Source organism: Leptolyngbya sp. 7M (genome assembly GCF_018128485.1).
Genome location: NZ_CP070897.1, coordinates 6,636,061 through 6,660,143 on the forward strand (window position 1 = coordinate 6,636,061; position 24,083 = coordinate 6,660,143).

Genomic DNA, 24,083 nt, shown 5'->3' on the forward strand with positions numbered 1-24,083 from the left:
ATTCATATTTATTTTATTCGGATCCGTCATTCTTTCCGGCTGCAATCTGCTCGATTCATCGGTCAGCACAAAGTAGGAGGTTACGACGATGGCAATTGTAATTGCTCTGTTTGTAGTAGGTTGGGTTGCGGCAGCAGTGATTGGCAGCCAAGCCTATTTCCGAGGTGAACAAACCAAGCCCATTCATGAGCGCAACTGGCGTTCTGAATCATTTGAGAAGCTGGCCGTTTCTGTCACGGGAACTGAGACGGACTTCGAGGAGCGGGTACCTGGTTTCTCAGTCGATGCCTATACGAGCCGCATCCTGCCTAGCGCCTAGGCAAAGCTAAGCCTCAATTCCGGTCTTCCTATCTGTTTCAACGGATTCCTCTAGTATCTAAACCTCCGGGCCATGCTCGGAGGTTTTTTTGAGATTTGAAGCTGACTTGTGTAAAACCAAGCCTTCAACTCAAAACTCAAAATTCAGAACTTTCCTAAACCAGCGGCAACCAAATTTCAAACTCCGTACCGTGGTTGATGGAGCAAGCCGGAGCAACAGATGAGGTCATAATGGTTTCTGGCTGAGAGCGAAGGTAAAATCTGCCGCCATGTTTGGCCGTGATGATTTGATAGCTAACCGCAAGGCTGGTTTCCTTATCAGCGCGGTTTTCCACTGAGAATGAATCGAGAATCTGTTGGTATTTTGCTGCTGGAATTCCGGGTCCGTTATCGGCGATTTGAATTGTTACCCAGCGGGAGGCAATCGGATCGGGGCTGTCGGCTGGAGCAGAACGCACTTGAGTAGTAATCGTGATTTGCGGTTTCAAACGCTCCTCCGGTCCAACGATTGAAGATTGGCGTTTCCGCAATTCGGAGGCCACCTCTTGTTGCACCGCCTGATTCAACAGAGCGTTGATTGCATTCGTCAAAATGTTCATAAACACTTGATTGAGTTGCCCTGCGAAACAGGAAACGGGTGGGAGGTGGCCATACTTCCTGACAATCTGAATGCCCGATAGACGGCTTTTGAGCAGCAGCAAAATACTGTCTAAACAGTCGTGAATATTGGCGGGCTTGGGGTAAACATCGTCGATATGACAAAAGTTTTGTAGGCTAGTGACCAGATTCTTTAAACGGTCCGCCCCTGCCCGGATACTCGCAATCGTTTGCGGTAGGTCATTGCGCAGGTAGTCTAGCTCAATCTCGTCTTGCAGACCGATAGTTGACTGGCCCGATGCGCAGACCGTCTCTGCGTAATTGATCGGCATCGCTGGGTTGGATGCCTTGATCAGGCACGGCGGCAACGGCCCCTCTGGTCAGCCACTCCTGCGTATTTGGAGCTAGCCACACTAGCAGCAGCAATGCTGAAATTTTCAGAATCGGCACGATTGGGTCAATTTCATTCACGTCGTCCAATTGCTCGACCTGCAACTGAACGCTCGGCATCAGATCATTAAACTGCACCCCCCACGCCTGCATGAACTCCAGTGAGTCCTCTAGCGATGCCGGGAGGGAAATGCCATTTAGGCCAACCATACCCCGCAGCATCGAAACAGCAACCTCTAGGCTCTCTGCTCTGAAAAACACCCAGCCCACCACCACAGCGACAAACGTTAGCAGCCAGCTTGCTCTCTCGGCCCAGGAATGCTGCTGTAGATTTTGCCCCCCTAGCCGCTGTCTCAACGATCGCCATTGATGATTGATCAGCAAATACACCCCATGTAGGCCGCCCCAAATCACAAAAGTCCAGGCTGCACCATGCCACAGGCCACCCAACAGCATGGTAATCATTAAGTTGAGGTTGCGACGGAGTTCGCCTTTGCGGTTGCCGCCTAGCGGAATATACAGATAGTCACGCAGAAAATTGGATAGCGTCATGTGCCAGCGTCGCCAAAAATCAATGATGTTCACGGCCTTGTAGGGCGAATTGAAGTTGATCGGCAAGTCAATTCCGATCATTTTGGCTAAACCAATCGCCATATCCGAATAGCCAGAGAAATCAAAATAGAGCTGTAGGGTAAAGGCCAGCGCACCGATCCAGGCTTCCACAACTGTGAGGGCTACCCCGTCTGTGGCAGCAGCAAAAATCTGCGTCGAATAGGGCGCTACCCCATCCGCCAGGATGACTTTTTTGAATAGCCCCATGCCAAATAGGGTGACTCCCATCGCAAACGAGGCAGAATTAAAACGATAAATCGCATGGTTAGCAAACTGATGAATGATCTGCTTATGGTGAATCAGGGGACCGGCGATCAGGTGGGGAAAGAAAGAAACAAACAGCGAATAATCCAGGAAACGATAGGCGAACGGTTGAGCATTGCGATAGGAGTCTACCAAATAGGCAATTTTGTATGGTCTAGCGCTTTGTCAACCTTGTAGCGACGCAGGTAATCGCGCAGGCGAGCAAGACTAGAACTGCTGTCCCCAGCATAAATAATCTGTCCATTCAGGAAAAAGACAAACCAGGACTGCATGGAGCCACGAGAATTCCGGCCCCAGAGCGTAGAATAGCCGATGGCTGGTTCACGATTTGGGCTAAAACTCGCAGAACTATGGGTTTCTACAAACAGCTCCCCCGTTCGCTGCCCTAGCTCAATCAGCTGTAGAATGCTACGAATATCAATTTCGTTGAGTTTTCCCTGCATGTAGCCTGCATTTCTCCTGAACACAGCTCAAGCTTAGGTTAATTCGGCTTGCTGTCGTTGTTCGATAAAATTTGTTGCTAGAGAGTATCTAGAGATAGGGGGCTAGTGATTTGAACCAGCGGCAGGTGTTGGCAGAGTTAAGAAAAAGCATCTGTGGAAATTTGTCCTGACCCGGTCTGGATAGCTGTGTAGGGAGGAATGATCACCTGCTTGCTATCCCACAACTATAACTCTCCTGTTTTCTACGGACAAAACTCTGAATACTGGCAATTGTAGACGCAAGGTGTTTTCCCCGTAGGAGCTGTAGGATCTGCAACAATAATCAGGCTGGCCTACTTAAACCTCTGCCCGTTCTCCACTGGCACGACCAAGCAACTGCCTCTGTCGTTGCTTCTCGCTGTCGTTACCCCTGTTGTTGCCGGAAAAGTCTAGGGAATCTTAGAAATGCACTGCCTAAGAAGACAGAACAGTTGAGCTTGTGACCCAAGTAGCGGTGATAGTCCCCTAGGGTTGCCGATCGGGCCAACAAGTTAGAAATGGCAACTGGTTCTATTCACGCAAGCTGGGTTCGAGGCCAATACCAACACTCAGCTCTAGGAAGGCAGTAAGATTGACAAAAATCTAATTTGGCTAGCTGGGTCGGCTACAGTTGATTAGGCTAAAGATTGTTGAGGACGCACTAGCCAGTGACCTAAGGCAAGTTTTGAAGGCAAATTCTGAAAGGCGCTTCTCTCTGAACTTGCACTTATCGTCCAACTCTGTGAGTAGAAACTACTGTAGTAGAACCTGTAGTAGAACACCAGTCCTGATTTGAGCATAGACACAGAAGGGCCACGGATTGCAAGCCGTAGAAGCTACATTGCGGTCCGAGATGATGGGCCAGTTCCAAATAGGGAAACACAACGCCAAACATAGGGTGTATACAGAAGAAAGAAGACTGACTGCCACCGAGCGTTAAGGCAACTAGGGGAGACGAAGCTGTTGCAGTTTTGGAAGCTGGCTGGTCAGAGATCAGCTGGTCAGAGATCAATAGTTGCTCATCCTGCCCTTCTTCCCCATTCTGGGGAGTTGCAAAGATTGAGGACTTACGACGATAAAGCGAGCGGTCCAACCGTACCAGGGGAGGTATTGGCAAGGGTGAGGTTGCGGCCCGTCGAGATTCCAGCAGAGCAGCGAGTTGGGCGATTGTCGGTGTTTCAAACACGCTCTGCAACGGTAATTCTACATCAAACAGATCCCGGATGCGAGAAGCCATTTGCGTTGCCAACAGGGAATGACCGCCCAACTCAAAAAAGTTATCAGAGGTATTCACTTGCTTGAGCCGCAGCAGTTCTTTCCATATATCTACTAGCATCGCTTCTGCTCGTGACAATACTGGATGGTCTGAAGTAGGTGAAGCGATTGCAGCTGAATTGATTGGCTGGATACCATCAGGTGCTGTCCCCTCAGTTTCATGCAGTGTAATGATTTTGGCACGGTCCACTTTACCATTCGTCGTGCGAGGCAGCGTTGCCAACGGCATCAAAGCAGCAGGTACCATGTAATCCGGCAAGGTTTGTTTCAGGGATTGTCGCAGTTCGGGCACGAGTTGGCGCGCCAATTGTGACTGAAGGGGACAGTTTGTGTAGGCATCACAGAATTGATCAGGTATCTCAGCCAAAGGGAAATCAATCGTTGCCTCAACTCCATGCCGAATGAATAGTACATCATAGTCACCTGTGTTGGTTTGAGCAGACCAGGTAATTTCGATAGTATAGGGCAGGAGTGTTTCCAGGTTCCACCAATCCTCCGGGTCAATTCCCAGTTCAGCATAATTCTCAGAATTATTCTCAGAATTATTCCCGGAATTTGTTTGCAGCCATTCTCGCATCCGCCCAACTGTTTTTAGAACTGTTTTCGGGGCGGTTCTTGATGCTATTAGAGCTGGATTGGACAACCAATTTGCTGTCTGAATAGCATACTGAATTCGCTGAGGTGATTCTCATCCACCCTGAGCAACTTTCGGCTCTGCATCGCAGCCACCTGAATGCCAAGATTAAAACCGTTGGCTTCTGGAAACCTCGCATTCGAGACGGACGCAACCTCTTGGTGCTGCGGCAGATCAGACAGGTGCTGCAAGACCTCCAGCCTGATGTACTGCATGTGCAGGAAACCAACAATTCTTGGTATGACCTGTCGCTGCTGTTTGGTCAACTGCCGCCTCTCGTCACCACCATTCATGATGTGTTTCGGCATCCCGGCGATCAGGATCTGAAATTTGGCTCCGAATACACCCGCCGCATTGCCTACTACCGTTCCCAGCATCTAATTGTGCATGCGCAATCTATCAAAGATGTCCTAATTGATCAGTTTAGAATCCCCCAACACCGCATCAGCGTTTTGCCGCATGGTGAATTGGGCAGTTTGTATACATCCTTTGCAGCCCGTCAGTATGAGTCTAGTTCTGAGAATATAGCCCATACTATTAACCATTACATCCGTGAACCCTATACGTTGCTGTTCTTTGGGCGAATTTGGCCCTACAAAGGGCTGCGGTTTCTCTTGGAGGCCATGCCGCTGGTAGCTCAGCAGTTTCCTCAGGTAAAGCTCGTGATCGCAGGTCGGGGCGACCCGATCGAGCGGTATTTCCCCAATGGTTATGATCCCAAACGCTATGAGCTTTTGAATCATTTTATTCCGTTTGCAGCCGTAGCAGAGTTATTTCAACGCAGTACTGCCGTGGTTCTACCCTATACCGAATCCTCTCAAAGCGGTGTTGCAGCCATTGCCTATGGGACAGGAACCCCAGTGATTGCGTCTCAGGTGGGTGGATTGGCCGAAATGATTCGTCACCAGCAGGACGGTCTACTCGTGCCAGCGGCAGATGGGCCGGCTTTAGCCAATGCCATCAGTGGCCTATTGGGAGATCCTGACCTGCAAAATCAGTTGCGAACCGCCGCCTTAGCCCGTTGCCAAACCGATTTGAACTGGTCCACCATTGCCGCTCAAACGGTTGAAATTTATCAAAAAGTTCATCAAAAAAGCCGTCAGGCGGTTTGAGTTCTCTGAGCCAGGGTTCTATCTACATGAAAAGATTACTGAGTGTTCTGGCCGGTTTTAGCGCCCAGCGTACCGGTGGCCACCAGTTTGCGCAATATCTCAGGCACCCGAAAGGTCTCGCGGCTCTCATCGTCTGGAATGGCAGGATAGAGATTTTCAGCGACATACAGCAGGGTATCGAGTCCGACTAAATCCGCCGTGCGGAAGGTGGCCGATTTTGGGCGTCCGACCAAGCTGCCTGTGAGGGCGTCAATTTCTTCGATCGTATATCCCTGCTCGATCCAGGCTTGTAAACCAAGCATGGTGACATACATGCCGATCCGGTTGCCAATAAAATTCGGCCTGTCTTTGGCGATGACGATGCCCTTACCGAGATGGAGCCGCCCGAACCACTGCATCCGCTGCAAAACTTGCGGATCGGTATCGGGGGTGGGAATCAATTCCAGCAATTTCAGATAGCGAGGCGGATTGAAGAAGTGAGTGCCGAGGAATCGCCGCCGGAAGGAATCAGAGCGGCCTTGGGTAATTGCCTGAATCGGTAAACCGCTGGTGTTGGTGGAAATAATCGTCTGTTCGCTAACGGTGGCTTCCAGCCGCTGCATCAACTGCTGTTTCACGTCCAGGTTTTCCACCACCGCTTCGATCACCCAATCCACATTGGCGATGCGGTCAAAATGCTGCTCGAAATTGCCCAGCCTGACCCGATGCGCGGTTTTCTCGGTAAAGAAAATCGGAGGCGATTGTTTAAGGGCTTTCTTAAACGCTGCTTCGACTAGGTCATTTTTGGAGGCAGAAGCAGCCGGTAGATCGAGGAGTTCGACCATCAGACCGGCGTTGGCAAGGTGGGCCGCGATTTGGGTTCCCATCACGCCTGCCCCCAGCACAGCAGCAGTTCGGAATGGCTTAAACATGATGCTAAAACCTCTTGTTGAAACGTCAAAAGATGGTGGTTAACTTGGCAATTCGGCTCGGCAGATCAGGCAGATTGATTCCCGTCCCTAACAGGAAGGGCACAACCGAGCGGAGGGTCGTCAGGCGGGGGTTCAGCGACTGAGCTACCACCGGACAGGGCGTCACCGGAATTGTGGGACAGAGCGCTTCGATTGGTTCGTTCACTGATTCATTCACTGATTCGTTCACTGGAGATTGCTTTGGTTTGAAAAATCCTCTGTGTTACACGAGGTGCAAAAATCAGGCGGGTTGGGTCGATGCCCTGAGCAGCTGCCTGTGTCCGCAGATTTTGTTCGGTTGCAGGTCGATCGCTGAGCAACCACAGCACGCTCTGGGGTACTTGCTGTAGAATTCGCATCCAGACTGCAAAAATCGTTGGTTCAATTTTTTGGCTTTTGTTGAAGCAGCAGAACACAAATGCATCCGCAGGCAGGCCGTGCTGCTGTTTGGGCAAATTGCTGAGGATAGTGGGGTCGCTATCGGGATAGGGATAGCAGTTGATTTGGTAGGTGTGTGGTAAGTAAAGGCGGGCTTCGGTCAGGGTGGTTGCTAGTTCGGGTGGAGTAATGACAGCATCGGTGATGATGTAGTCCATATACTGAGCGCCCGAGGTGCCTGGGTAACCCAAATAGTTGACCTGGAGTGGAGCGGGGCGTAGGGCGAACAGCTCTGGACAAGCGTAGTTGGTATAACCGGCTAGATCGATCAAGATATCAATTTGGTCCTGCATCACCAAGCGAGCGATTTGAACCGGAGTCTGGCCCTGCACATCTCGAAAGCAGTCGCAGCTCTGCATCAGCGTTTGCCGCTCGCGGCTCTGGTCATCGGGTCCTAGAGAATAGGCAAACACGTCAAACTGCTGCCGGTCATGTAGCTCAAATAAGCGCAGAATGAGTTGCCCAACTGCGTGGTAGCGCAAGTCTCCAGACACATAGCCTAACCGAATGCGCGAGTTTTGCCTGATGCTGCGTTTATCCGGTTGATTCGTATCGTGTTTTGCTTCGGCCAACTGTTGCTGCAATCCGGCCATACGGCGTTCAATTGCTGCGGCATAATCCTGAGCGATGGCCTGTTGCTCGCTGGCTGAGAAGGGTAGAAATAAACTGTTCAGCGGCGAGATGGGAACTGTCAGATCGGGGCGGGATCGAGTTTGAAATCCTTGCTGCAATCGGGCGAACGAATCGGCTAAGTTCGTCCAGTCACCTGTTGCCAGCATCAGCTTGAGCGATTGGTCTAGAACTTGCAGGTGATTAGGCTGCAACTGCAAAATTTGCCGGTAGGTCGCTGCGGCTTCAGGAAACTGCTCTAGGCGAAGCTGAATGTTTCCCAGATTGGTGAGGGCCGGAATGTCAAGGAATTTCATTATTTTTAGGTGCGTTACTCACCTTGGGATCGTCATCTGCTATCGCTAATGTGATTGCAGGTATTATTTTAATCTATACTCGTGCCTTTCGGATTGGAGACGTGATTCGGATTGGAGACATTATAGGAGAAGTAACTGAGAAAACCCTATTTGTCACCCGGATTCTGACGCCTAGAAAAGAAGTGATTACCATTCCCAATTCGGCGGTGCTCAGTAGCAATGTGGTCAATTTCCATGCTGGTGCGCGTGAATTCAAACAATATTTACTTCTACACACAACCGTTACGCTGGGGTACGATCTGCCTTGGCGCAAAGTTCATGATGTGTTGATTCAAGCGGCTCTCTCAACGTCGAATATTGTTCCTGAGCCTTGTCCCTTTGTGTTGCAGACAGCGTTAAATGATTTTAACGTCAGCTATGAACTAAATGCCTATACGAATCACCCTGAGATTATGCCGAGAATTTATTCTGAATTACATCAAAATATTCAAGACTATTGCAATCAAGCTGGGATTGAAATTTTGTCTCCCACCTACTCATCACTGCGAGATGGCAATCATTCCACGATTCCCAGTGACTATCTACCAGATGATTACAGTCCTCCTTCGTTCCAGATTCAGAGCAAAAACGGACAGTAGCTGATCTGAAGGGCCGCTAAAATCAACTTAGACTGATTTAGGCGTCAGAGTTGACATCTGGCTGACTGATGGCCTGCAGTACAGTCGTAGATGAGGTGGCTGGCATCTGCAAATCGCCTGGAAAGAAGGGCTTGCCCTGCTTAGCATATTCATATATAATCCAAAACCGCAGCATTTCACGCGGATCAGCGGTTTCTGGTAGAGCGGTGGTCATGCGCCGGAACACTTCTGTCAGTCCTTCGGCTTCCTGGATCATGGCCTGACGGCGGCCCTCTGCTTCAGCAATCAGGGTTTCTCGTTGAGCTTCAGCTTCGGCAATTTTGATGCGTTTAGCACAAAAAACGGCTTAGCCCCCTGACGCCCCGCTTCTGACTTCCCGCAGTATGATTGGGAATAAACCTGTCCCATTGCTGCTGTATTAATCTGTGAATCTGCCATCCTTAACCACCCCAGACCTAAATCAACTGTTCCCCTTTGCTGACTCATCGCGTCGATCCGGAGAATATTCTGGCGGTGACGTTCACTAATAAGGCAGCGCGGGAAATGAAGGAGCGGATCGAGCGGTTGTTTGCGGAACAGGAGGCGATTGCCCAGTATGGTAAACCGTTGGAAGCGCTGTATCCGGCTGAGCAAACGCGCCTCAAGTCGCAGGTGTATAAGCAGATCACTAAAAACCTCTGGATTGGAACGTTCCATGCCCTCTGTTCGCGGATTCTGCGGTTTGATATCGAGAAGTATCAGGGCATCAACGGGCGACGCTGGAATCGCAACTTTTCGATTTTGGATGAGTCGGATGCCCAGAGTTTGATCAAGGAATTGGTGATCAGCGCTAACTTAGATGACAAGAAATTTGAACCGCGCTCGGTTCGCTATGCGATCAGCAATGCCAAAAACCAGGGGCTATCTCCACAAGCCTTTGAGCAAGAGCAGCCCAACTATCGTGGCCGGGTGATTGGCGATATCTATGCTCGCTACCAGGAGGCACTGGCCAATAATAACGCGCTGGATTTTGATGATTTGATTCTGGTGCCGGTGCAGCTGTTTCGCCAAAATCAACAGGTGTTAGATTATTGGCATCGACGCTTTCGCCATATTCTGGTAGATGAATATCAGGACACGAATCGAACGCAGTATGATTTAATTCGGTTATTAGTGACGAATGGTGTGGATACGCACCAGTTCAATGATTGGAATTACCGCTCAATTTTTGTGGTGGGCGATGCCGATCAGTCAATCTACTCGTTCCGGGCGGCAGATTTTACGATTCTGATGAACTTTCAGCAGGATTTTGGCGACGGTCTGCCGGATGATGACACCCGCACGATGGTGAAGCTAGAAGAGAACTATCGCTCCACTGAGAACATCCTGCAGGCCGCCAACGAGCTGATCGAAAATAACACAGAACGGATTGATAAGATCCTGCGTCCAACGCGCGGATCGGGAGAATCGATCTACTGCTATCGGGCCGAAGACGAAACCGCAGAAGCGAATTTTGTGGTGAATCAACTGCGGCAGATGGAGCTGACTAACCCCGATCTGAGCTGGGGCGATTTTGCCATTCTCTACCGCACTAATGCCCAATCCCGCGCCTTTGAAGAAGTAGCTAGCTCAAGGAAGAGCACCCCAGTTACCCGCAAAGACGACTTCTGTACAGCAATGGGCAGAACGATTGCAGTCCTATGCCAACTCGGATGCGATCCAGCCGCAATTTGCCTACTGGAATGCCTTCTCTGCCAATCCGGTTCATTTACCCGTTGATTTTCCTGCTGGCGAAAATACGGTTGCCACCAGTGAGCAGATCCGTATCATGTTCTCGATTGAACAAACACAAATGCTTTTAACCGCAGTTCCAAAAGCCTATAGTGCCCGAATTCAAGAGGCTTTACTGACGGCATTGGCGCAAACCCTGAGTGAATGGAGCGGGCAATCGTCATTCCTGGTGGACGTGGAAAGCCACGGTCGTGATCATCCTTGGGAAGATATTGACTTATCTCGCACAGTCGGTTGGTTTACGACAATTTCACCGATTTTGTTCACAGTAGCAGGAAACCAAATCGAAACTAATTTACAATCAATTAAAGCCCAATTTCGCACTGCTCTAAATTATTCTTTTGCCTATGGAACTTTACGCTATCTGAGTACAAAGTACGAATTGCCTGATTACCCGCGATCTGAAGTAAGTTTTAATTACTTGGGACAATTTGATATAGCACAATTTGACACAGCCCAATTTGACACAGCCCAACCCGATACAGCACAATTCGATACAGAAAAATTTAACGCCTCTATCCCCGCTGCAACCGCACCCCTGCTAGAGCGCATCCAGCAACCACTCGGCTCGACTCAGAGCTTGCTGCAACCGAAGCACTATCGTTTGGAAATTAATGGTGCCATTGATGCTGGGCAGCTTTATTTGGACTGGAGCTACAGCCGCGACCAGTACCACTGCTCTACTATGCTGCATCTCACGCAACGGTTTCGAGACTACCTGTTGGATTTAATTGAGTCTAGTCAGAGCGAGTCTAATCAAACCTCTCAGACGGGTTACAATCCCTCTGATGTGGCTCTTGTCAAGCTTGATCCATCCCAACTAGAAGCCGTGTTGTCGCAGGTTGCGTTTGAACCCATCAATATTGCAGATGAACCGGGAGGTCATTCATGATGCCGCCAGCCGCCCAGCCCCCAACCCCAATCGCCGATATCTACCCCCTGTCACCAATGCAGCAAGCTGGTTCGTTCTGAGGCGAATATTGGCTCCGCCTGCCGAGGATTGGGTGGTGATGGCGCTGTCATCCAGAACAATGCGACCCGTCTGTAAGGGTGTAGTGAGGGCAATGTTGGCCTGGGTACCAGAACTTTGATCAACCCGAATCTGGCTGGCCTGCATCAGCCGAATTTGCTGAGCGTCAATGAAAATGGCACCATTGCGGTTCGTTTGACCGGAGTGCTGAGCCGTTTCAATTTGACTTTGCTGATTTAGATTCACCGTCCTGGCATTGATCGCAATTGCGCCACCTCGCCTTCCGCCTCGAGTAGACAAACGCGCTTGATCGGAAAGGCTGAATTGATTGACAAAACGTTTGTTGAATCCACTAATTTGCAGATTGCCAGAATCTTGATCATTGTCAGTAACAATGCCAATCTCAGCACCGTCCTCCAAACGCACAGTTCGACCGACGCGAATCAGAATATTTCCCGTATCGCCTGGATTTGTCGAGGTGTTTTCGTTATTATTACCATTCAAACCAATATTATTATCGTCTTGATTCTCTACATTGCCGTCGTTTGAATTTTCATTGTTAGATTCTGGAGACGGTTCGTTGCTGGTATTGCTATTTGTATCCTCTGGAGTAGCTACGGTGCCAGAGAAAATGCCGCTGGTTTGGTCCTGCTCAGAAGCACCACGGATTTCTAATTCTCGCGCCTGCACATCAATATTTCTGACTGGACCTCGGCGGTTAGTCAAGATTTCCACGCGTGAACCGGATTGCAGGCTTAGAGTTTCCGCTGCAAATACACGGATGGCATTGTCTTGGCGATTTGTCTTGGCGGCTTGGGTGTTGGTCACGATTCGCGACGCATCGGTAAGAGTGACATTTCTACCGCGAATTTGAATCACGCCCCCCTCCGCTCCAGCAGCATTCAGCAGTGCCCTATCAGTCAGGTCAATATCTTGATAAAAGTTGGCCTGTTGATTGTTGCGATAGCCGATATCCCAACCGCTGTCAATTGGATTTAGCCGCACTAATCCATTCGCTGCGACACTACCCAACTCGATGCGTCCGCCTGCCGCCGTTAACCTGCCACCCTCGACCGCTACGGTTCCTCCGACCAAGGCCAGCGTCTGACCTCTAAAAATGATGATTAGCATGACCATCTTGATCAATTGCTTGATGTCTACTTACATCTTGCAATAAGCGAGTCGTTTTACAAACCGCAGGCGATGCTGGTGGAACGAGAAAACAAGCAGGTTCAAAGTCCTCCAATTTTGGGGGACTTTGAACCTGCGGGTATTCCAGAAAAGGAGGCTTCAGGGGTTGTGATACCTCAGCTAGGATTTATGTGTATACCGTAGCCTTTGGTAAGGGGGGCTAGGAGGGATCCCAACATGATTTGCGATCTACTGGGACTAGAGCTATCAAAAAAGGTATTAAGCTGTCGGAGGTAGAACAATGCGTTGGGCTAATCCCATTCGCTGTAAGACTAAAATCACCCACCAGGTCATATCAATTTCCCACCACTGCCATCCTGCTTTTGCCACATTGGGATAAGCATGGTGATTGTTGTGCCATCCTTCTCCGTAGGTTAAAATTGCTGCCCACCAGAGGTTACGCGAGTTATCGTCTGAGTCGTGGGTCCGGTAGCCGGTAATATGAGATGCCGAGTTGATCAACCAAGTGCTGTGCCAAAGTAGAACGGTTCTAACAAATACGCCATAAATCACAAATGACCAACCACCCAGCAGGTACAGTCCAATTGCGAGTGGAATTTGCAGCAACAGAAAATAGCGATCGAGCCAGCGGTAAAAACCATCACGTGCCAGATCTGGTGCAAATTGCCGATTCGATTCATAGTCAAAAAACTCCGGGCGTTTGTGGAGCAACCACCCCATGTGACTCCACCAAAAGCCCCGTTTCGCTGAATAGGGATCTTTGTCTAAGTCTTCGGTGTATATATGGTGTCTGCGATGTCCTGCAACCCAAAAGATTGGACCACCTTGCAAGGCTGCGGCTCCAATCAAAGCAATGATATACTCTAAGGCTTTGGGAACCTGAAGGCTGCGGTGCGTCAATAGCCGATGATACCCCAAACAAATGCCAATACTACCCAGCAGCCAGTGAAGAAAAATCGTTACTCCCAGCGCCGACCAGGAGAAAAACCAAGGCGCTAGTAACGCTAAAGCGTGAACTGCTACAAAAATACCGATGCTTGTCCAATTAATTACAAGCGGCTGACTAGACTGGCGGTCAGTCTCAGATCGTTCTCACCCCCGGCGAAGACCCTTCGACCGGAATGGCCGTGGCATGGCGCACCGACATGGCCGCGCAAGATACCATCGCGGAGATCGCGGAACTGGTTCCTGCACCCAATTTTCATCTTCGATCCCGCCAAGTGATTGGCAGCAACCGCGCCTCGGTTAGCGAAAATGGGTCGGCGCGGCACCATTCGGTGCGTTTCGCCGGCTTGCGACCCGATACAGCTTACGCCTACCGAGTGCGCGGTTCCGCAGGCTTTTCGGAGTGGCATCAGTTCAGGACGGCACGTGCTGACGACGCACCGTTCCGCATCCTCTATTTTGGCGATACGCAGAACCAGATCCTCGATATCGGTTCGCTGGGGTGGCGGCGCGCATTGCTGCAAGCCGGAGACCCTCGCCTGATTCTTCATGCCGGTGATCTGGTCGCAAGCCGCGATAACATGGTCCACGATGACGAATGGGGGGAGTGGGCAGCCGCGGGCGGATGGGCGCTGGCTGCCATTCCCCAGGTGCCTGCTGCTGGCAATCACGAGTATGTCGATCATTTCAGGCCTGACGGCCGTGAAAGCCGGGTATTGGGCAATCACTGGCAATTGACCTTCGCGCTCCCCGGCAATGGTGCGCCAGGCGTTGAATCAACGACCTATGCGATCGATTACCAAGGCGTCCGGATCGTGGTTCTGGATGGGACCTCGGCACTCGATCTCGGAACGGCGGAAAGCCAGACCCGCTGGCTGGATGCGCGCTTGCGTGAAGCAGGCGACAGATGGAAGGTTGTTCTGTTCCATCAGCCGATCTTCACCTGCGCCCGGCCCGGAGACACCCCCGCGCTACAGGCAGCATGGAAACCGCTGTTCGACAAGTATGCCGTCGATTTGGTCTTGCAGGGTCACGATCATTGCTATGCCCGCCTGACCTCCGAAGCCGGGCGCGATGCAGGGAAAAGCGCGCGGGACGAAGGGCGTTCACAGGGGCCGGTCTATATGGTGTCGGTGGTGGGGGCGAAGATGTACGGCCTCAACGATCGCGCGGACACCCAGCCTGACATGGCAGCGGAAGATACCAGCCTTTTCCAGGTGATCGACATCGCGCCTGATCGGTTGAGCCTTCGCGCTTACATGATCCCACCAGCCCGAGGGCACTCCTGTCTTCCCCGCCGACGACCCCAACTCCATCCGCGCCCGAACCACCCTCCACGACATCTCGGGCCAGCCAAGCATCATCCTCGAAGTCCGCTCCGATCGCCCCGTCTACCACCAGGGCATCGCCACCATCCGCGTCTTCACCGACGCCGTGCTCATCGCCGGGCTTGCCGTCGCCCTGATGCTCGGGCTCACCCTCCACGTCATCGTCATCAGGCCCGTGCAGCTGATCGACCAGGCCCTCAGAGCATCACACGACACGCGCCGAAGCACCCTCGCCGCCGCCGCCGCAAGCACCGACGAGATCGGCCGGCTCGCCCGCTCCATCATCCGACTCCTCGACGACCTGCACCGAGGCCAGATCGAGCTCCAGCGCTCCGAGCGTGCCTTCCGAGAGATGGCCGATGCCTCGCCCGTCATGGTCTGGGTCACCGACCGGCACGCCGCCGTCACCTACGCCAACCCGCCCATGCGTGAACTCATGGGGCCGCCCGCCGCTGAAGGCTCGAGCCTCCACTGGCTCGACCTGGTCCATCCCGACGACGCCGAGGCCGCCCAAGCCAGCGTCCAGCTCGCCTCGATCGAGCAAAGACCCTTCACCATCGAGTGCAGGTTCGTCCCCAGCGCCTCGGGACCAAGATGGGTCCGCGTCAGCGCCAGGCCGCGATTCGACGCCGCAGGCACCTTCCAGGGCTACATCGGCGTCTGCGACGACATCCACGAGGCGCGTCTCGCCGACCAGATCCTCCGCGAGTCGGAGGAGAAGTTCCGCTCCATGTTCGAGTCGGCTCCCGTCGCCATCGCCCTCTGCGACGTCGCTGGAACCCTCCTCCAGGCCAATCCGCGCTTCGTACAGCTCGTCGCCAGGCCGCGCCACAGCCTCGCCGGCACGCCCCTGTCCGAACTCGTCACCGACGCCACCGCACGCGACTTCATCGAACTCGCCCGCGACAGCCTCCTCCACCGTCGCCTCGAGCCAACGGAGAGTCGGCTCGCCAGGCCGGATCACACCTCAACCCCGGTGCTCATCAGCGGTGCCACGGTCCGCACCGCCGACGGACAGACCCGCCTCTGGGTCTTCGCCGAGGACATCTCCGCCCGCCTCACTACCGCGACCAAGGTCGGGATGGCCAAGAGCATGAAATCTGGCTCGATTCCCATCGCTGGCTGCTTGACAAATTCCTCTATGCCCGCAAGCACTACGCCCACGGCGACCAATATGACTATTTTGATCACTCCAGTGTAGTCGGCTGGACCCGGCTGGGCAATCAGGAGCACCCGCAGGTGATGGCTGTGCTCATGAGCGATGGCTGGGGAGGTAGCAAATGGATGGAAGTCGGTAAACCCAACGCTGAATTTTATGATCTGACCGAACATATCAGGGAGCCGGTCTACACCAACGAATATGGCTGGGGCCAGTTTCATTGCAAAGGCGGGTCAGTATCGGTTTGGCTGGAGGGAAGTGTTGAGGGTTGACAAACAACTTCATACCTCAGCGACTCACTCCGGCTATATCACCGGCTGTAGCCAAACCTCGGCCCAGCAAGCAGCAATGCATGAAAGCAGCCGTGGGTCTAACCGACCGCAGCCGTTGTCGCTAGCTCAATCGCCGTCGCTGGTCCCACAATTGACACATAGGGCTGATTTAAGTAACGCCGTACCGCCTGCTGAATTTCTTCAGCTGTGACCGCTGCCACTGCTTGCTGAAATTTCTGGTCAAACTCAATGCCGAGATTCAGAATCTCGTACCAGCCGAAAATCTGCGCAATCTGGGCGTTTGTCTGTTTGCCGAGCGCATACTGACCCAGCAGTTTATTCTGAGCTGCCTCTAGTTCTTCCGGTGTCAGCAGTGTTTTATGAAGGCGCTCCACCTCGTGGTATAGCCCTTCTAGAGCAATTGCTGCGTTGTCGGGAGCCGTGCCGATGTAGGTGACAAAGTAGGACGTGTCCACCCGAGTGGGGTAGAATGCCGACACATCATAGGCCAGACCCCGCTTTTCGCGCAGTTCCACAAACAGCCGGCTCGATAAGCCATTGCCTAAATAGGTATTGAGCAGCTTTAGGGCAATGTGATCCGCATCCTGCACCGATGCCGCCAGATACCCCAACATCACGATCGCCTGCTGAGTATCTTGCTCGGTCACTAATCGTTGGGGCTGTGCGCTCAAAAGCGGTAAATTCAACGTTGGTAGCGGCACCTGCGGAGCTTGCCAGTCGCCAAAGCAAGGAGGATGTCTCCCACGCCGCCGCGAGCGCGGGCGTTGGTCGGGCGGTAGACGCCCGTGAGCAGGTTGAAGCAGGTGGTCTTCCCCGCGCCGTTGGGCCCGATGAGCCCATGAAGCCGACCCGGCGGGAGCTGGAGCGAGAAGTCGGTGACGGCCTTGAGCCCGCCGAACTGGATCGAGATCGCGCGAACGTCGAGGGCGAGCGCGCTCATGGCTTGCCCTTTCCGCGGCGCCGCCGCGTCCAGAGCGAGCGGTCCCAGATCTCGCCGACGCCCAGCAGACCCATCGGGCGGACGATCATCACGGTGATGAGCATGAGCGCGTAGAGCACCATTCGGTAGTCGGAGAGTTTCACGCCCGCCTCGCGGGCACCCCAGCGCATGAGCTCCCACCCGGCGACGACGCCGGCCAGGACCGCCAGGGCGCGCCAGCGCCGCTGGGTGAAGATGGAGATGAGGATGGCCAGCGGGATGAGGACGTACAGCCCGTCGGGGAAGAGGCTGCGCGGCTCGCGCAGCGCCTCGGGCAGCAGGGTGAGCAGGGTGGCGGCGATCGCGGCGCCGCTGATGGACCCCAGGCCCCCGAGAACGACCATGATGATGATGTCGAAGGACTTCTGGAAGCCCAGCTCGCCGGGGTTGAGCTGCACGCCGGTGGTGTGGGCGAAAAGGCCCCCGGCGATGCCCGCCAGCGCCGCGGCGATCACGAAGGCCCGCACCTTGTACTTGGTGGTGTTCACGCCCATGGCGGCGGCGGCGACCTCGTCCTCGCGGATGGAGAGGAACGCCCGTCCGGTCGAGCTGTACTTGAGCCGGAACGCGACCAGCAGGGTGATGCCCGCGAAGAGCCACGCCCAGAAGAGGCTCGCGTAGGGCGGCAGCCCCGAGAACCCGAGCGACCCACCGGTGTGCAGCGGCCACTTGTAGACAGGCAGTTGCGCGATCTCCTGGGCGTCGTAGAGCACGTCGGTGGTCTGCGACTGGATGAGCACGCGGACGATCTCGCCGAATCCCAGCGTGACGATCGCGAGGTAGTCGCCCCTGAGCCGGAGCGAGGGCAGGCCCACCAGGTAGCCACACGCGGCCGCCACCAGCGCACCGGCCATGAGGGAGCCCACGAAGATGCAGCACCCCCTCACCCTCTTCCTCTTCCCTGCGCTTTCCAAGGTATCTAGCCTCGCTAGCTCTGAAACTAAGCCAAGTTTCAAATTCAACGTTGACTCCGTACTGCGGCAAGTCTGGCAAACTCTACAGGAAGATTTTCGCATTATTTTTGAGCGAGACCCAGCGGCTCGTCACTGGCTAGAGGTGCTTTGCTGCTATCCCGGTTTTCATGCGCTGTTGTGCTATCGTCTGGCTCATTGGCTGCATGGTCGGTATGTGGTGTTTCTGCCTCGGTTAATTTCCCATCTGGGCCGATTTTTCACCGGCATTGAAATCCATCCGGGTGCGGTGATCGGCAAAGGTGTGTTTATCGATCACGGTATGGGAGTTGTGATTGGCGAAACTGCGATTGTCGGTGACTATTGCCTGATCTATCAAGGTGTAACGCTGGGGGGAACAGGAAAAGAAACCGGTAAACGCCATCCCACCCTCGGTCAGCATGTGGTGGTGGGAGCCGGAGCCAAAATTCTAGGCAATATTCACATTGGCGATTTCGCCCGCATTGGAGCCGGATCGATTGTACTACGCCCTGTTCCTGCTCACTGTACAGCCGTTGGCATACCCGGTCGCAATATTTGCCGCGAAACAACCCAAACCTGCCCGCTCGATCATGACCAAATTCCCGATGCCGAAGCAATTGCTATACGGGCTTTGCTAGATCGAATCGAGCAATTAGAACAACAAGTTCAGCAATTATCCCGGTAATTAATTATCTCAACATTTATCTCAAAATCGATTTGCTCAACATTAACTCAGATTCAAAACAATAAAATAATTCACCGTTCACTTCCCATCAACCCTTTTGAGGTAATGCTAATGTTCCTCTCTTCCCCTACTCATTCTGCAACCCAGTCAATTCATATAACGCATGCCAATACCACAATGCATGTTGTATCTGTCCCTCGGATCGATCGCTGGCGAATCTATCATCGCCTCCAAGAACTCACCATTCCCTGTTGCTGCCCGTCCGACGGCTCGCTCTGTGTTGCAGTAGAAAACTGCACTGGTGCTCTGTTAGTACGGAGTGTCGTACAACAGTTCATCGCCTCACGGCAAGAAATGGTGGACTGGCTAGAGCGGAGAGGAGGACTGGGGAGGTGAGAGCAAATATAGTTGCACATGGCGTTGAATAGATAATTTTATGGTTCACCCTTTTGGTAAAAGTTGGAGGATTACGATGAAACATAAATTAAACAAAACTTTTGTAATTACTTTTTCAACTACTTTTGCAAGTGTGGTGGATACTGTAGGAGCAACATTAGCTTTACTAAGCAACTCGCTATTAGCCCAGGAGGCAGTGGCACCAGAAGATCTATATGTTGGCTTATAGCAGGGTGTGGATGAAGTAGATGGCGGTAATTCACTGCGTTCGATCCCGCCCACTGAATCTGGGTTTAAGGTGGTGGGGCGGGACACTTGGCACGGGCCTTGCAAGTACGGCGATCCTGCTACTGTCCTGGCCCAGTTGAGTGTAGAGCAGGAGTCTCTGGTCGGGACCTAGAACCTAGATTGCCAAGTAGGGGAAACGGCTGAAACCGGCGATCGCTGATTCAAGGTTCGCTACAGGTTTGATTGCGCCACAAAGACGTTAACAGAAACATTACGCATAGAGGAGTTCATCCGCTGATCTGCCTTGAGTTGACCGGCAACGTAAACCAAAACAGCGTTCCTTGCTTGAGTTGACTCCTGACACCGATCTGACCACCGTGAGCCTCAATAATTTGCTGGCAGAGGTACAGTCCCAACCCCAACCCCACCGATTTGGGTTTAGACTTGCCGCGAAAATAAGGGTCAAACAGCCGCTCGCACTGTTCTGGCTCAATCCCGACCCCATCGTCTGCGACGGTGCAGCGAATCCAGTCACCCTCTGGTTGGGCATCCAACACAATCTTCAGCCCCGGTGGATTATGTTTGAGGGCATTGGCCAGCAGGTTTTGGTAAACTCGCGCCAGTTGCAAGGGGTCCACCTCAACCAAGGGCAGATCTTCAGGAATTCGGTTTTCGAGCTGGGTGTGCTCGCGTTCCATCATTGGCAGCAGATCGGCAATTGCCGAAGTCACCAGCGGCCTCAGGGTTAGGGGTTTGGGATGCAGCGTAATCCCCCAGATTTCGGCGGCGTGGGTGTCGATTAGCGAATTGATCAGGTCTAACTGGCGCTGATTGCTTTCCTGCATCCGCTCTAGCACTTTGCGCGGCAGCGGACGGGAGTGAATACCGTGCTGGTGCATCAGGCGAGCAACCCGCTTACGGGAGCAACGCACTCCTTGTTGCCGCAGGGCAGCGTGGATGCGCGGACTGCCGTACAACCCACGACTTGCTTGATAAGCAGCCCGAATTTCCGTCAGCAGCACTGCGTCAGTCTGCTGGCGCTGGCGCGGGGGTCGAGTGCGCCAGGCGTAGTACCCGCTCACCGATACCCCTAATGCCCTACACAGTCGCTCGACACGCCCCACCTCGCGGTGGATCTCGATGATCTGGTAGCTCATGGCTGGCTCCGGCTGACAATGCTCATAGCCTTTTTTAAAATGTCACGCTCTTGCCGCAGCACCTCATTCTCCCGCCGCAAGCGTTTCAACTCCGCTTCCATCTCGGCCACGCTCCCATTCGTGTTGGTCTGAGACTGGTTACCATACAATCTGCGCCACCGATACAGGTTGTTGTCATTGATCCCCAGATCACGCGCAATCTCGGCGATGCGTTTGCTGCTGGTCTCCATCAGCCGTACTGCTTCGCGCTTGAACTCTTCTGTGTACTTTTTTCGCTCTACTGCCATTGGCCTCTGCTCCTCGATTCAGTGTACCTGTCTCTTAGGTTTTCCTCCACTGAATCGGGGCAAGCTCATTGATTTCTCGCGCTTTTTAGGCGGAGCGAATTGCTCACCACGAAAACCCCAGAATGGGCATTACCATCGAAGTGGCGACTTGAGGCGATTAAACATCGTCTATCTCTTTGACGAACAGTTTCTTGAGCGTCTTTCTTCTTATGCCACAAGGACACCATCCTTCACCTTGAAACCAGCATAACATACTTTGGCAAGCTATTCCGCCTGCTTCCAAACACCGCAAATTTATGTCATAGTTGGATGTAGTTTTTTCATCACCCCTTCAGAGGTCTCGACTTCCGAAGGGGTTTTGTATTCCTGATACGTTGGCATCATACTTACCAAATAAGAACTGTTGGCGAAGTATCCGCGTATACTCCCTGATACAATCGGAAAAATATTGACATGCTCATCCGAGAATTTCCCACTTCCGTAATCGAGAGAATAGGGTACTACGTGTATGCCTTGATTGACCCTGAAAATGAACAAGTCTTTTATATACTTAGCTGAGCAAAAGAAAACGTTCTGATCAAACCGGATCGCCGTCGCCTCAGATATCCATTTTCCGCATTTAGAACAGTTCACGAGCATTTCATCGTTTCCCTTTCTACGAAAATGCTCATTTGGCATCGCCGGAGATCCATCCGGAGAATGTTTGGATCTTATCTGTTGTTGCATTTGCCTGAGCGTCCTCCAGATCTCGAATCCCGCGATCAATTGACGTCGATAACGGAATGCGGTTAGTGCGATCAGTACGGCGATCACCGCAAAGATAAAAATTGCCTCTTTCATTGTTGTGGCGGGGTGCGAGTAAGAAGCGAATTCAGTTCGGGGATTGCCGGATTTGATGTGTTTACCTGTTTCAACCGCTCGAGAGCTTTACCGGCAGAGCCGATATCACCCTTCAGCCAGTATGATTGAATCAAATACTGAAGCGCCCTTTCGTTTTTCGGATCGATTGAAAGAGCTCTGTCAAATTCGTTGATCGCTTCGGTGATCTTTGGCGGTTGTTCCAGAAAATAAGTAAGTGCGATGTCGGTGCGGACCACAGCGTCGTTCTGCTTTATAGCAATAGCCTTTGAATATATTGAGCGCGCTTTTACAAAGCGCTCGTTTTCCTTTGCGAAATTCGCGATGTCGAATTCCGCGTTCCCAAGCGAGACCAGCACTTCGTAATCCTTAGGGTCCGCGGCATTGACCCTTTCAAGTAGCCGGGCGGACTCTTTGATAAGATCTACGTCCTGCCGCATAGCCCCATATCTATAAAGAGCCATCCCAAGATCCCGATTGAAGGCAAGATCGCCGGGAGAATCATCCGCCCTTTGTATCTTCGCTCTTATCTCCTCGTCGGAAAGTGTGGTTGCGGCTTCACGTTTTGAATTTTCCTCAACTGTTTTCGAGAGCCGCTCATTCTCTTTACGGAGTTTGTCCATTTCGCCTTTATTCAATGCGTTGGCGATAAAAAAGCCGCCGACAAAGCTCAGAATGACGGCGATCAGCGGTAGAAAAAAAGTCTTAGCTATCACTTATAGTAAGTTTATCAAATAGTAAGTGAACGAAAAACGCCGCAGCATCTAGCCGCGGCGCCCTAATAACAATTTTGACGAACACTATTCAATCTTTGCGTTGCCGGAGTACGGTGTTGTACTGCTGCAAAATGTAGGCATATACCGGTTCGAGCTGGGTTAGGAGCGTATCGAGCCAGTTGCGCCGCTCTCCCGGACTGCCTCGCACCAGCTCCAGATCGAGGCTGGAAAACTGCACGGCATTGAGTACACCCAGAAAATCAAGCTGGCGGCGCAGGGTTTCGCTATTGAGGCTGACGGTGCGGCGTCCGTTGCTGCGCAGGGTTAAAGCCAGGTCCACGGGAGACTCATGTCGTTCCAGCGTCGCCTGAATCTGCCCAACCTGTTCCCCATCTAGTACCAAATCACGATCCCGCAACGCTCGATGGGAGCGCAGCGTCGCCAATAGTTCGACGGCCTCTAGCAGATTCGACTTGCCCTGGGCATTATCTCCCACCAGAATTGTTTTGGGCGCAACAAACTCCACCTGCTGGTCGTGATAATTGCGAAACTGCTTCAGATGGAGGGTTTTGAGATACATGCCAATGATTGGATCAGGCGGCGCTAATCGATGGGATTGATGCGGCCAGGTCGCCGTTTAAAATACCAGCGGCAGAACAGTTTTTCTAGCTCCACCCAAACAAACATCAACAGGCTAGTGCCAATGCAAATGCCAAGTTCGGTGGCATTCAGGTAGTGAGTGCCAAAGAAATCGCGCAGGGGTGGTACATAAACTAGCATCAACTGCAAAATCGTGGTTAACCCAACCGCAATCAGCAAAAAAGGATTGGTGAATGGATTCAGTTCTACCGTGAGCTGCGTGTTAGAGCGGATTGCCATCGCGTGTCCCATTTGCGCCAGACATAGGGTGGTAAACACCATCGTCTTCCAGCGTTGCGGATCGCCGGGAGTAGCCTGCGTATAGGGATAGGCCCACGCCATCAGCACAATTGTGATAATCGCCAGAATGATCCCAATCCGCACCATGTACCAGCCCAAACCGCGAGCAAAGATACTTTCGCTGGGATCGTGAGGCGGGCGCTGCATCACGTTGGGTTCAGCCGGTTCTACAGCTAGGGCAAGAGCCGGTAAACCGTCGGTAACTAGGTTCATCCAGAGAATTTGCAGCGGCGACAAGGGTACTCCAGCGGCTCCGACAATTAGAGGTGAGGCAGCTGCAGCTTGCCCGCAGCAATGATACGGCAGGCGCTGGGTAAATGACTGGGGATATTGAGCGAGCGGGCCAAATTGTTAGCCGTTCCCAATGGCAGTACACCCAATGGCAACTGAGTTTCTAGCAATCCTTCAATAGCAGCATTGATAGTGCCGTCACCGCCTCCCACAATCACTAGATCAATCTGTTCCTGATACTGGCAAATGAGTTGGGGTAAGCGTTCAGGTACCTCTGCAGATTCCTCTAGCAGGGTAAAGCCTTGGGCGGTTAGCTCATGCTGGGCTTGCTGGCGGGCAAGATCACCTTGTCGCGCATGGGGGTTAATCAGGAGTAAGGCCCGTTTCACGTGTTTTTGCAGTTTGCTTACGGTTTTGGGGTTCTGATTCCAGTTAAGCGCGAG

The 24,083-nt window shown here is 52.6% G+C and carries 31 protein-coding genes and 2 pseudogenes; 12 read left to right on the forward strand and 21 right to left on the reverse strand.

All coding sequences use genetic code 11. The annotated features are described in order from the left end of the window. The first annotated feature begins 88 nt into the window (after positions 1–88). On the forward strand, positions 89–319 hold the full coding sequence (locus JVX88_RS35675) for a photosystem II protein, Psb35-related (RefSeq protein ID WP_036000570.1): 231 nt from the start codon (positions 89–91) through the stop codon (positions 317–319). A 154-nt stretch (positions 320–473) separates the two neighbouring features. Here the strand turns inward: JVX88_RS35675 and JVX88_RS35680 are convergent, their stop codons facing one another. The 4 genes from JVX88_RS35680 to JVX88_RS35695 all read right to left on the reverse strand — a co-directional run bounded on the left by JVX88_RS35680 (position 474) and on the right by JVX88_RS35695 (position 4,494). Next, entirely contained in the window at positions 474–1,247 is a 774-nt protein-coding gene (locus JVX88_RS35680; protein ID WP_211623744.1) for a sensor histidine kinase, read from the reverse strand. Continuing rightward, positions 1,177–2,316, reverse strand: a complete 1,140-nt coding sequence (locus JVX88_RS35685) for an MBOAT family O-acyltransferase (RefSeq protein ID WP_211623753.1) — start codon at positions 2,314–2,316, stop codon at positions 1,177–1,179. Before JVX88_RS35685 ends, JVX88_RS35680 begins: the two co-directional genes overlap by 71 nt. Beyond that, the gene (locus JVX88_RS35690; protein ID WP_211623755.1) at positions 2,310–2,624 is read right to left on the reverse strand and encodes a DUF4388 domain-containing protein; all 315 of its coding nucleotides are present in this window, start codon (positions 2,622–2,624) and stop codon (positions 2,310–2,312) included. The genes JVX88_RS35685 and JVX88_RS35690 overlap by 7 nt, the downstream gene beginning before the upstream one ends. A 745-nt stretch (positions 2,625–3,369) precedes the next feature. Then, the gene (locus JVX88_RS35695) at positions 3,370–4,494 is read right to left on the reverse strand and encodes a phosphopantetheine-binding protein (protein WP_211623757.1); all 1,125 of its coding nucleotides are present in this window, start codon (positions 4,492–4,494) and stop codon (positions 3,370–3,372) included. Between the two features lie 104 nt (positions 4,495–4,598). On the opposite strand from JVX88_RS35695, the gene JVX88_RS35700 reads away from it, so the two are divergent. After that, positions 4,599–5,663: a glycosyltransferase family 4 protein gene (locus JVX88_RS35700; protein WP_211623759.1), complete on the forward strand. Its 1,065-nt coding sequence runs from the start codon at positions 4,599–4,601 to the stop codon at positions 5,661–5,663. A 35-nt stretch (positions 5,664–5,698) separates the two neighbouring features. Here the strand turns inward: JVX88_RS35700 and JVX88_RS35705 are convergent, their stop codons facing one another. The 3 genes from JVX88_RS35705 to JVX88_RS35715 are packed head-to-tail and all read right to left on the reverse strand — an operon-like array spanning position 5,699 to position 7,977. Beyond that, entirely contained in the window at positions 5,699–6,574 is an 876-nt protein-coding gene (locus tag JVX88_RS35705; RefSeq protein ID WP_211623761.1) for a 3-hydroxyacyl-CoA dehydrogenase family protein, read from the reverse strand. Between the two features lie 25 nt (positions 6,575–6,599). Further along, the gene (locus tag JVX88_RS35710; protein WP_211623763.1) at positions 6,600–6,779 is read right to left on the reverse strand and encodes a hypothetical protein; all 180 of its coding nucleotides are present in this window, start codon (positions 6,777–6,779) and stop codon (positions 6,600–6,602) included. Between the two features lie 4 nt (positions 6,780–6,783). Beyond that, the gene (locus JVX88_RS35715; protein ID WP_211623771.1) at positions 6,784–7,977 is read right to left on the reverse strand and encodes a hypothetical protein; all 1,194 of its coding nucleotides are present in this window, start codon (positions 7,975–7,977) and stop codon (positions 6,784–6,786) included. Between the two features lie 23 nt (positions 7,978–8,000). Between JVX88_RS35715 and JVX88_RS35720 the strand changes: the two genes are divergently transcribed. After that, the gene (locus JVX88_RS35720) at positions 8,001–8,615 is read left to right on the forward strand and encodes a mechanosensitive ion channel family protein (RefSeq protein WP_410503747.1); all 615 of its coding nucleotides are present in this window, start codon (positions 8,001–8,003) and stop codon (positions 8,613–8,615) included. 37 nt (positions 8,616–8,652) lie between these two features. Here JVX88_RS35720 and JVX88_RS35725 read toward each other — a convergent pair whose 3' ends face one another. After that, positions 8,653–8,871 (reverse strand): hypothetical protein, encoded by a 219-nt coding sequence (locus tag JVX88_RS35725; RefSeq protein WP_211623774.1) that lies wholly within the window; start codon positions 8,869–8,871, stop codon positions 8,653–8,655. A 218-nt stretch (positions 8,872–9,089) separates the two neighbouring features. Between JVX88_RS35725 and JVX88_RS35730 the strand changes: the two genes are divergently transcribed. Next, positions 9,090–10,373: a UvrD-helicase domain-containing protein gene (locus JVX88_RS35730; RefSeq protein WP_317134575.1), complete on the forward strand. Its 1,284-nt coding sequence runs from the start codon at positions 9,090–9,092 to the stop codon at positions 10,371–10,373. Next, positions 10,282–11,277: pseudogene (locus JVX88_RS35735) on the forward strand (condensation domain-containing protein); the annotation flags it as partial. The gene JVX88_RS35730 and the pseudogene JVX88_RS35735, both read left to right, overlap by 92 nt. On the opposite strand, the gene JVX88_RS35740 reads toward JVX88_RS35735, so the two are convergent. After that, entirely contained in the window at positions 11,272–12,486 is a 1,215-nt protein-coding gene (locus JVX88_RS35740) for a hypothetical protein (RefSeq protein WP_211623778.1), read from the reverse strand. The pseudogene JVX88_RS35735 and the gene JVX88_RS35740 sit on opposite strands and share 6 nt — an antisense overlap. A 279-nt stretch (positions 12,487–12,765) precedes the next feature. Then, a complete protein-coding gene (locus JVX88_RS35745) occupies positions 12,766–13,557 on the reverse strand; it encodes an acyl-CoA desaturase (protein ID WP_211629054.1) in 792 nt (263 codons plus the stop codon). 71 nt (positions 13,558–13,628) lie between these two features. Between JVX88_RS35745 and JVX88_RS44830 the strand changes: the two are divergent. Next, positions 13,629–14,438 (forward strand): annotated as a pseudogene (locus tag JVX88_RS44830) (metallophosphoesterase); the annotation flags it as partial. A gap of 172 nt (positions 14,439–14,610) precedes the next feature. On the opposite strand, the gene JVX88_RS35755 reads toward JVX88_RS44830, so the two are convergent. Next, entirely contained in the window at positions 14,611–14,937 is a 327-nt protein-coding gene (locus tag JVX88_RS35755) for a hypothetical protein (RefSeq protein WP_211629123.1), read from the reverse strand. Here JVX88_RS35755 and JVX88_RS35760 point away from each other — a divergent pair. After that, positions 14,917–15,981, forward strand: coding sequence for a PAS domain-containing protein (locus tag JVX88_RS35760; RefSeq protein ID WP_317134576.1), 1,065 nt, complete (start codon positions 14,917–14,919; stop codon positions 15,979–15,981). The genes JVX88_RS35755 and JVX88_RS35760 overlap by 21 nt on opposite strands. Positions 15,982–16,019: 38 nt before the next feature. Next, on the forward strand, positions 16,020–16,211 hold the full coding sequence (locus tag JVX88_RS43705; RefSeq protein ID WP_211623782.1) for a hypothetical protein: 192 nt from the start codon (positions 16,020–16,022) through the stop codon (positions 16,209–16,211). A gap of 98 nt (positions 16,212–16,309) precedes the next feature. On the opposite strand, the gene JVX88_RS35770 is transcribed toward JVX88_RS43705, so the two are convergent. The 3 genes from JVX88_RS35770 to JVX88_RS35780 are packed head-to-tail and all read right to left on the reverse strand — an operon-like array spanning position 16,310 to position 18,227. Further along, positions 16,310–16,933, reverse strand: a complete 624-nt coding sequence (locus JVX88_RS35770; RefSeq protein ID WP_211623784.1) for a M16 family metallopeptidase — start codon at positions 16,931–16,933, stop codon at positions 16,310–16,312. Continuing rightward, positions 16,915–17,172 (reverse strand): ATP-binding cassette domain-containing protein, encoded by a 258-nt coding sequence (locus tag JVX88_RS35775; RefSeq protein WP_211623786.1) that lies wholly within the window; start codon positions 17,170–17,172, stop codon positions 16,915–16,917. Before JVX88_RS35775 ends, JVX88_RS35770 begins: the two co-directional genes overlap by 19 nt. Continuing rightward, positions 17,169–18,227 (reverse strand): branched-chain amino acid ABC transporter permease, encoded by a 1,059-nt coding sequence (locus JVX88_RS35780; RefSeq protein ID WP_317134577.1) that lies wholly within the window; start codon positions 18,225–18,227, stop codon positions 17,169–17,171. Before JVX88_RS35780 ends, JVX88_RS35775 begins: the two co-directional genes overlap by 4 nt. Here JVX88_RS35780 and cysE point away from each other — a divergent pair. The 4 genes from cysE (at position 18,187) to JVX88_RS35800 (ending at position 19,624) form a co-directional block, all read left to right on the forward strand. Next, positions 18,187–18,828 carry a serine O-acetyltransferase gene (cysE, locus tag JVX88_RS35785; RefSeq protein ID WP_317134687.1) on the forward strand — a complete coding sequence of 214 codons (642 nt, stop codon included), beginning with the start codon at positions 18,187–18,189 and terminating at the stop codon, positions 18,826–18,828. The genes JVX88_RS35780 and cysE overlap by 41 nt on opposite strands. A 177-nt stretch (positions 18,829–19,005) precedes the next feature. Further along, a complete protein-coding gene (locus JVX88_RS35790; protein WP_211623792.1) occupies positions 19,006–19,224 on the forward strand; it encodes an Asr1405/Asl0597 family protein in 219 nt (72 codons plus the stop codon). A gap of 76 nt (positions 19,225–19,300) precedes the next feature. Further along, complete coding sequence (locus tag JVX88_RS35795) at positions 19,301–19,453, forward strand: hypothetical protein (RefSeq protein WP_211623794.1); 153 nt, start codon at positions 19,301–19,303, stop codon at positions 19,451–19,453. 6 nt (positions 19,454–19,459) lie between these two features. Further along, the gene (locus tag JVX88_RS35800) at positions 19,460–19,624 is read left to right on the forward strand and encodes a hypothetical protein (protein WP_211623796.1); all 165 of its coding nucleotides are present in this window, start codon (positions 19,460–19,462) and stop codon (positions 19,622–19,624) included. Between the two features lie 115 nt (positions 19,625–19,739). On the opposite strand, the gene JVX88_RS35805 is transcribed toward JVX88_RS35800, so the two are convergent. From JVX88_RS35805 to JVX88_RS35835, 7 genes are all read right to left on the reverse strand, one after another. Next, positions 19,740–20,609 carry an ATP-binding protein gene (locus JVX88_RS35805; protein ID WP_211623798.1) on the reverse strand — a complete coding sequence of 290 codons (870 nt, stop codon included), beginning with the start codon at positions 20,607–20,609 and terminating at the stop codon, positions 19,740–19,742. Beyond that, positions 20,606–20,896 (reverse strand): transposase, encoded by a 291-nt coding sequence (locus JVX88_RS35810; RefSeq protein WP_211623800.1) that lies wholly within the window; start codon positions 20,894–20,896, stop codon positions 20,606–20,608. The genes JVX88_RS35805 and JVX88_RS35810 overlap by 4 nt, the downstream gene beginning before the upstream one ends. A 294-nt stretch (positions 20,897–21,190) precedes the next feature. Further along, positions 21,191–21,736, reverse strand: a complete 546-nt coding sequence (locus JVX88_RS35815; RefSeq protein WP_211623803.1) for a hypothetical protein — start codon at positions 21,734–21,736, stop codon at positions 21,191–21,193. Next, on the reverse strand, positions 21,733–22,470 hold the full coding sequence (locus JVX88_RS35820; protein ID WP_211623805.1) for a tetratricopeptide repeat protein: 738 nt from the start codon (positions 22,468–22,470) through the stop codon (positions 21,733–21,735). Before JVX88_RS35820 ends, JVX88_RS35815 begins: the two co-directional genes overlap by 4 nt. Positions 22,471–22,558: 88 nt before the next feature. Next, entirely contained in the window at positions 22,559–23,050 is a 492-nt protein-coding gene (locus JVX88_RS35825) for an AAA family ATPase (protein ID WP_211623807.1), read from the reverse strand. A 23-nt stretch (positions 23,051–23,073) separates the two neighbouring features. Next, complete coding sequence (locus tag JVX88_RS35830; protein WP_317134578.1) at positions 23,074–23,646, reverse strand: cation-translocating P-type ATPase C-terminal domain-containing protein; 573 nt, start codon at positions 23,644–23,646, stop codon at positions 23,074–23,076. Positions 23,647–23,669: 23 nt separating this feature from the next. Then, positions 23,670–24,029, reverse strand: a complete 360-nt coding sequence (locus JVX88_RS35835; protein WP_211623809.1) for a diacylglycerol kinase family protein — start codon at positions 24,027–24,029, stop codon at positions 23,670–23,672. Between the last annotated feature and the right edge of the window lie 54 nt (positions 24,030–24,083).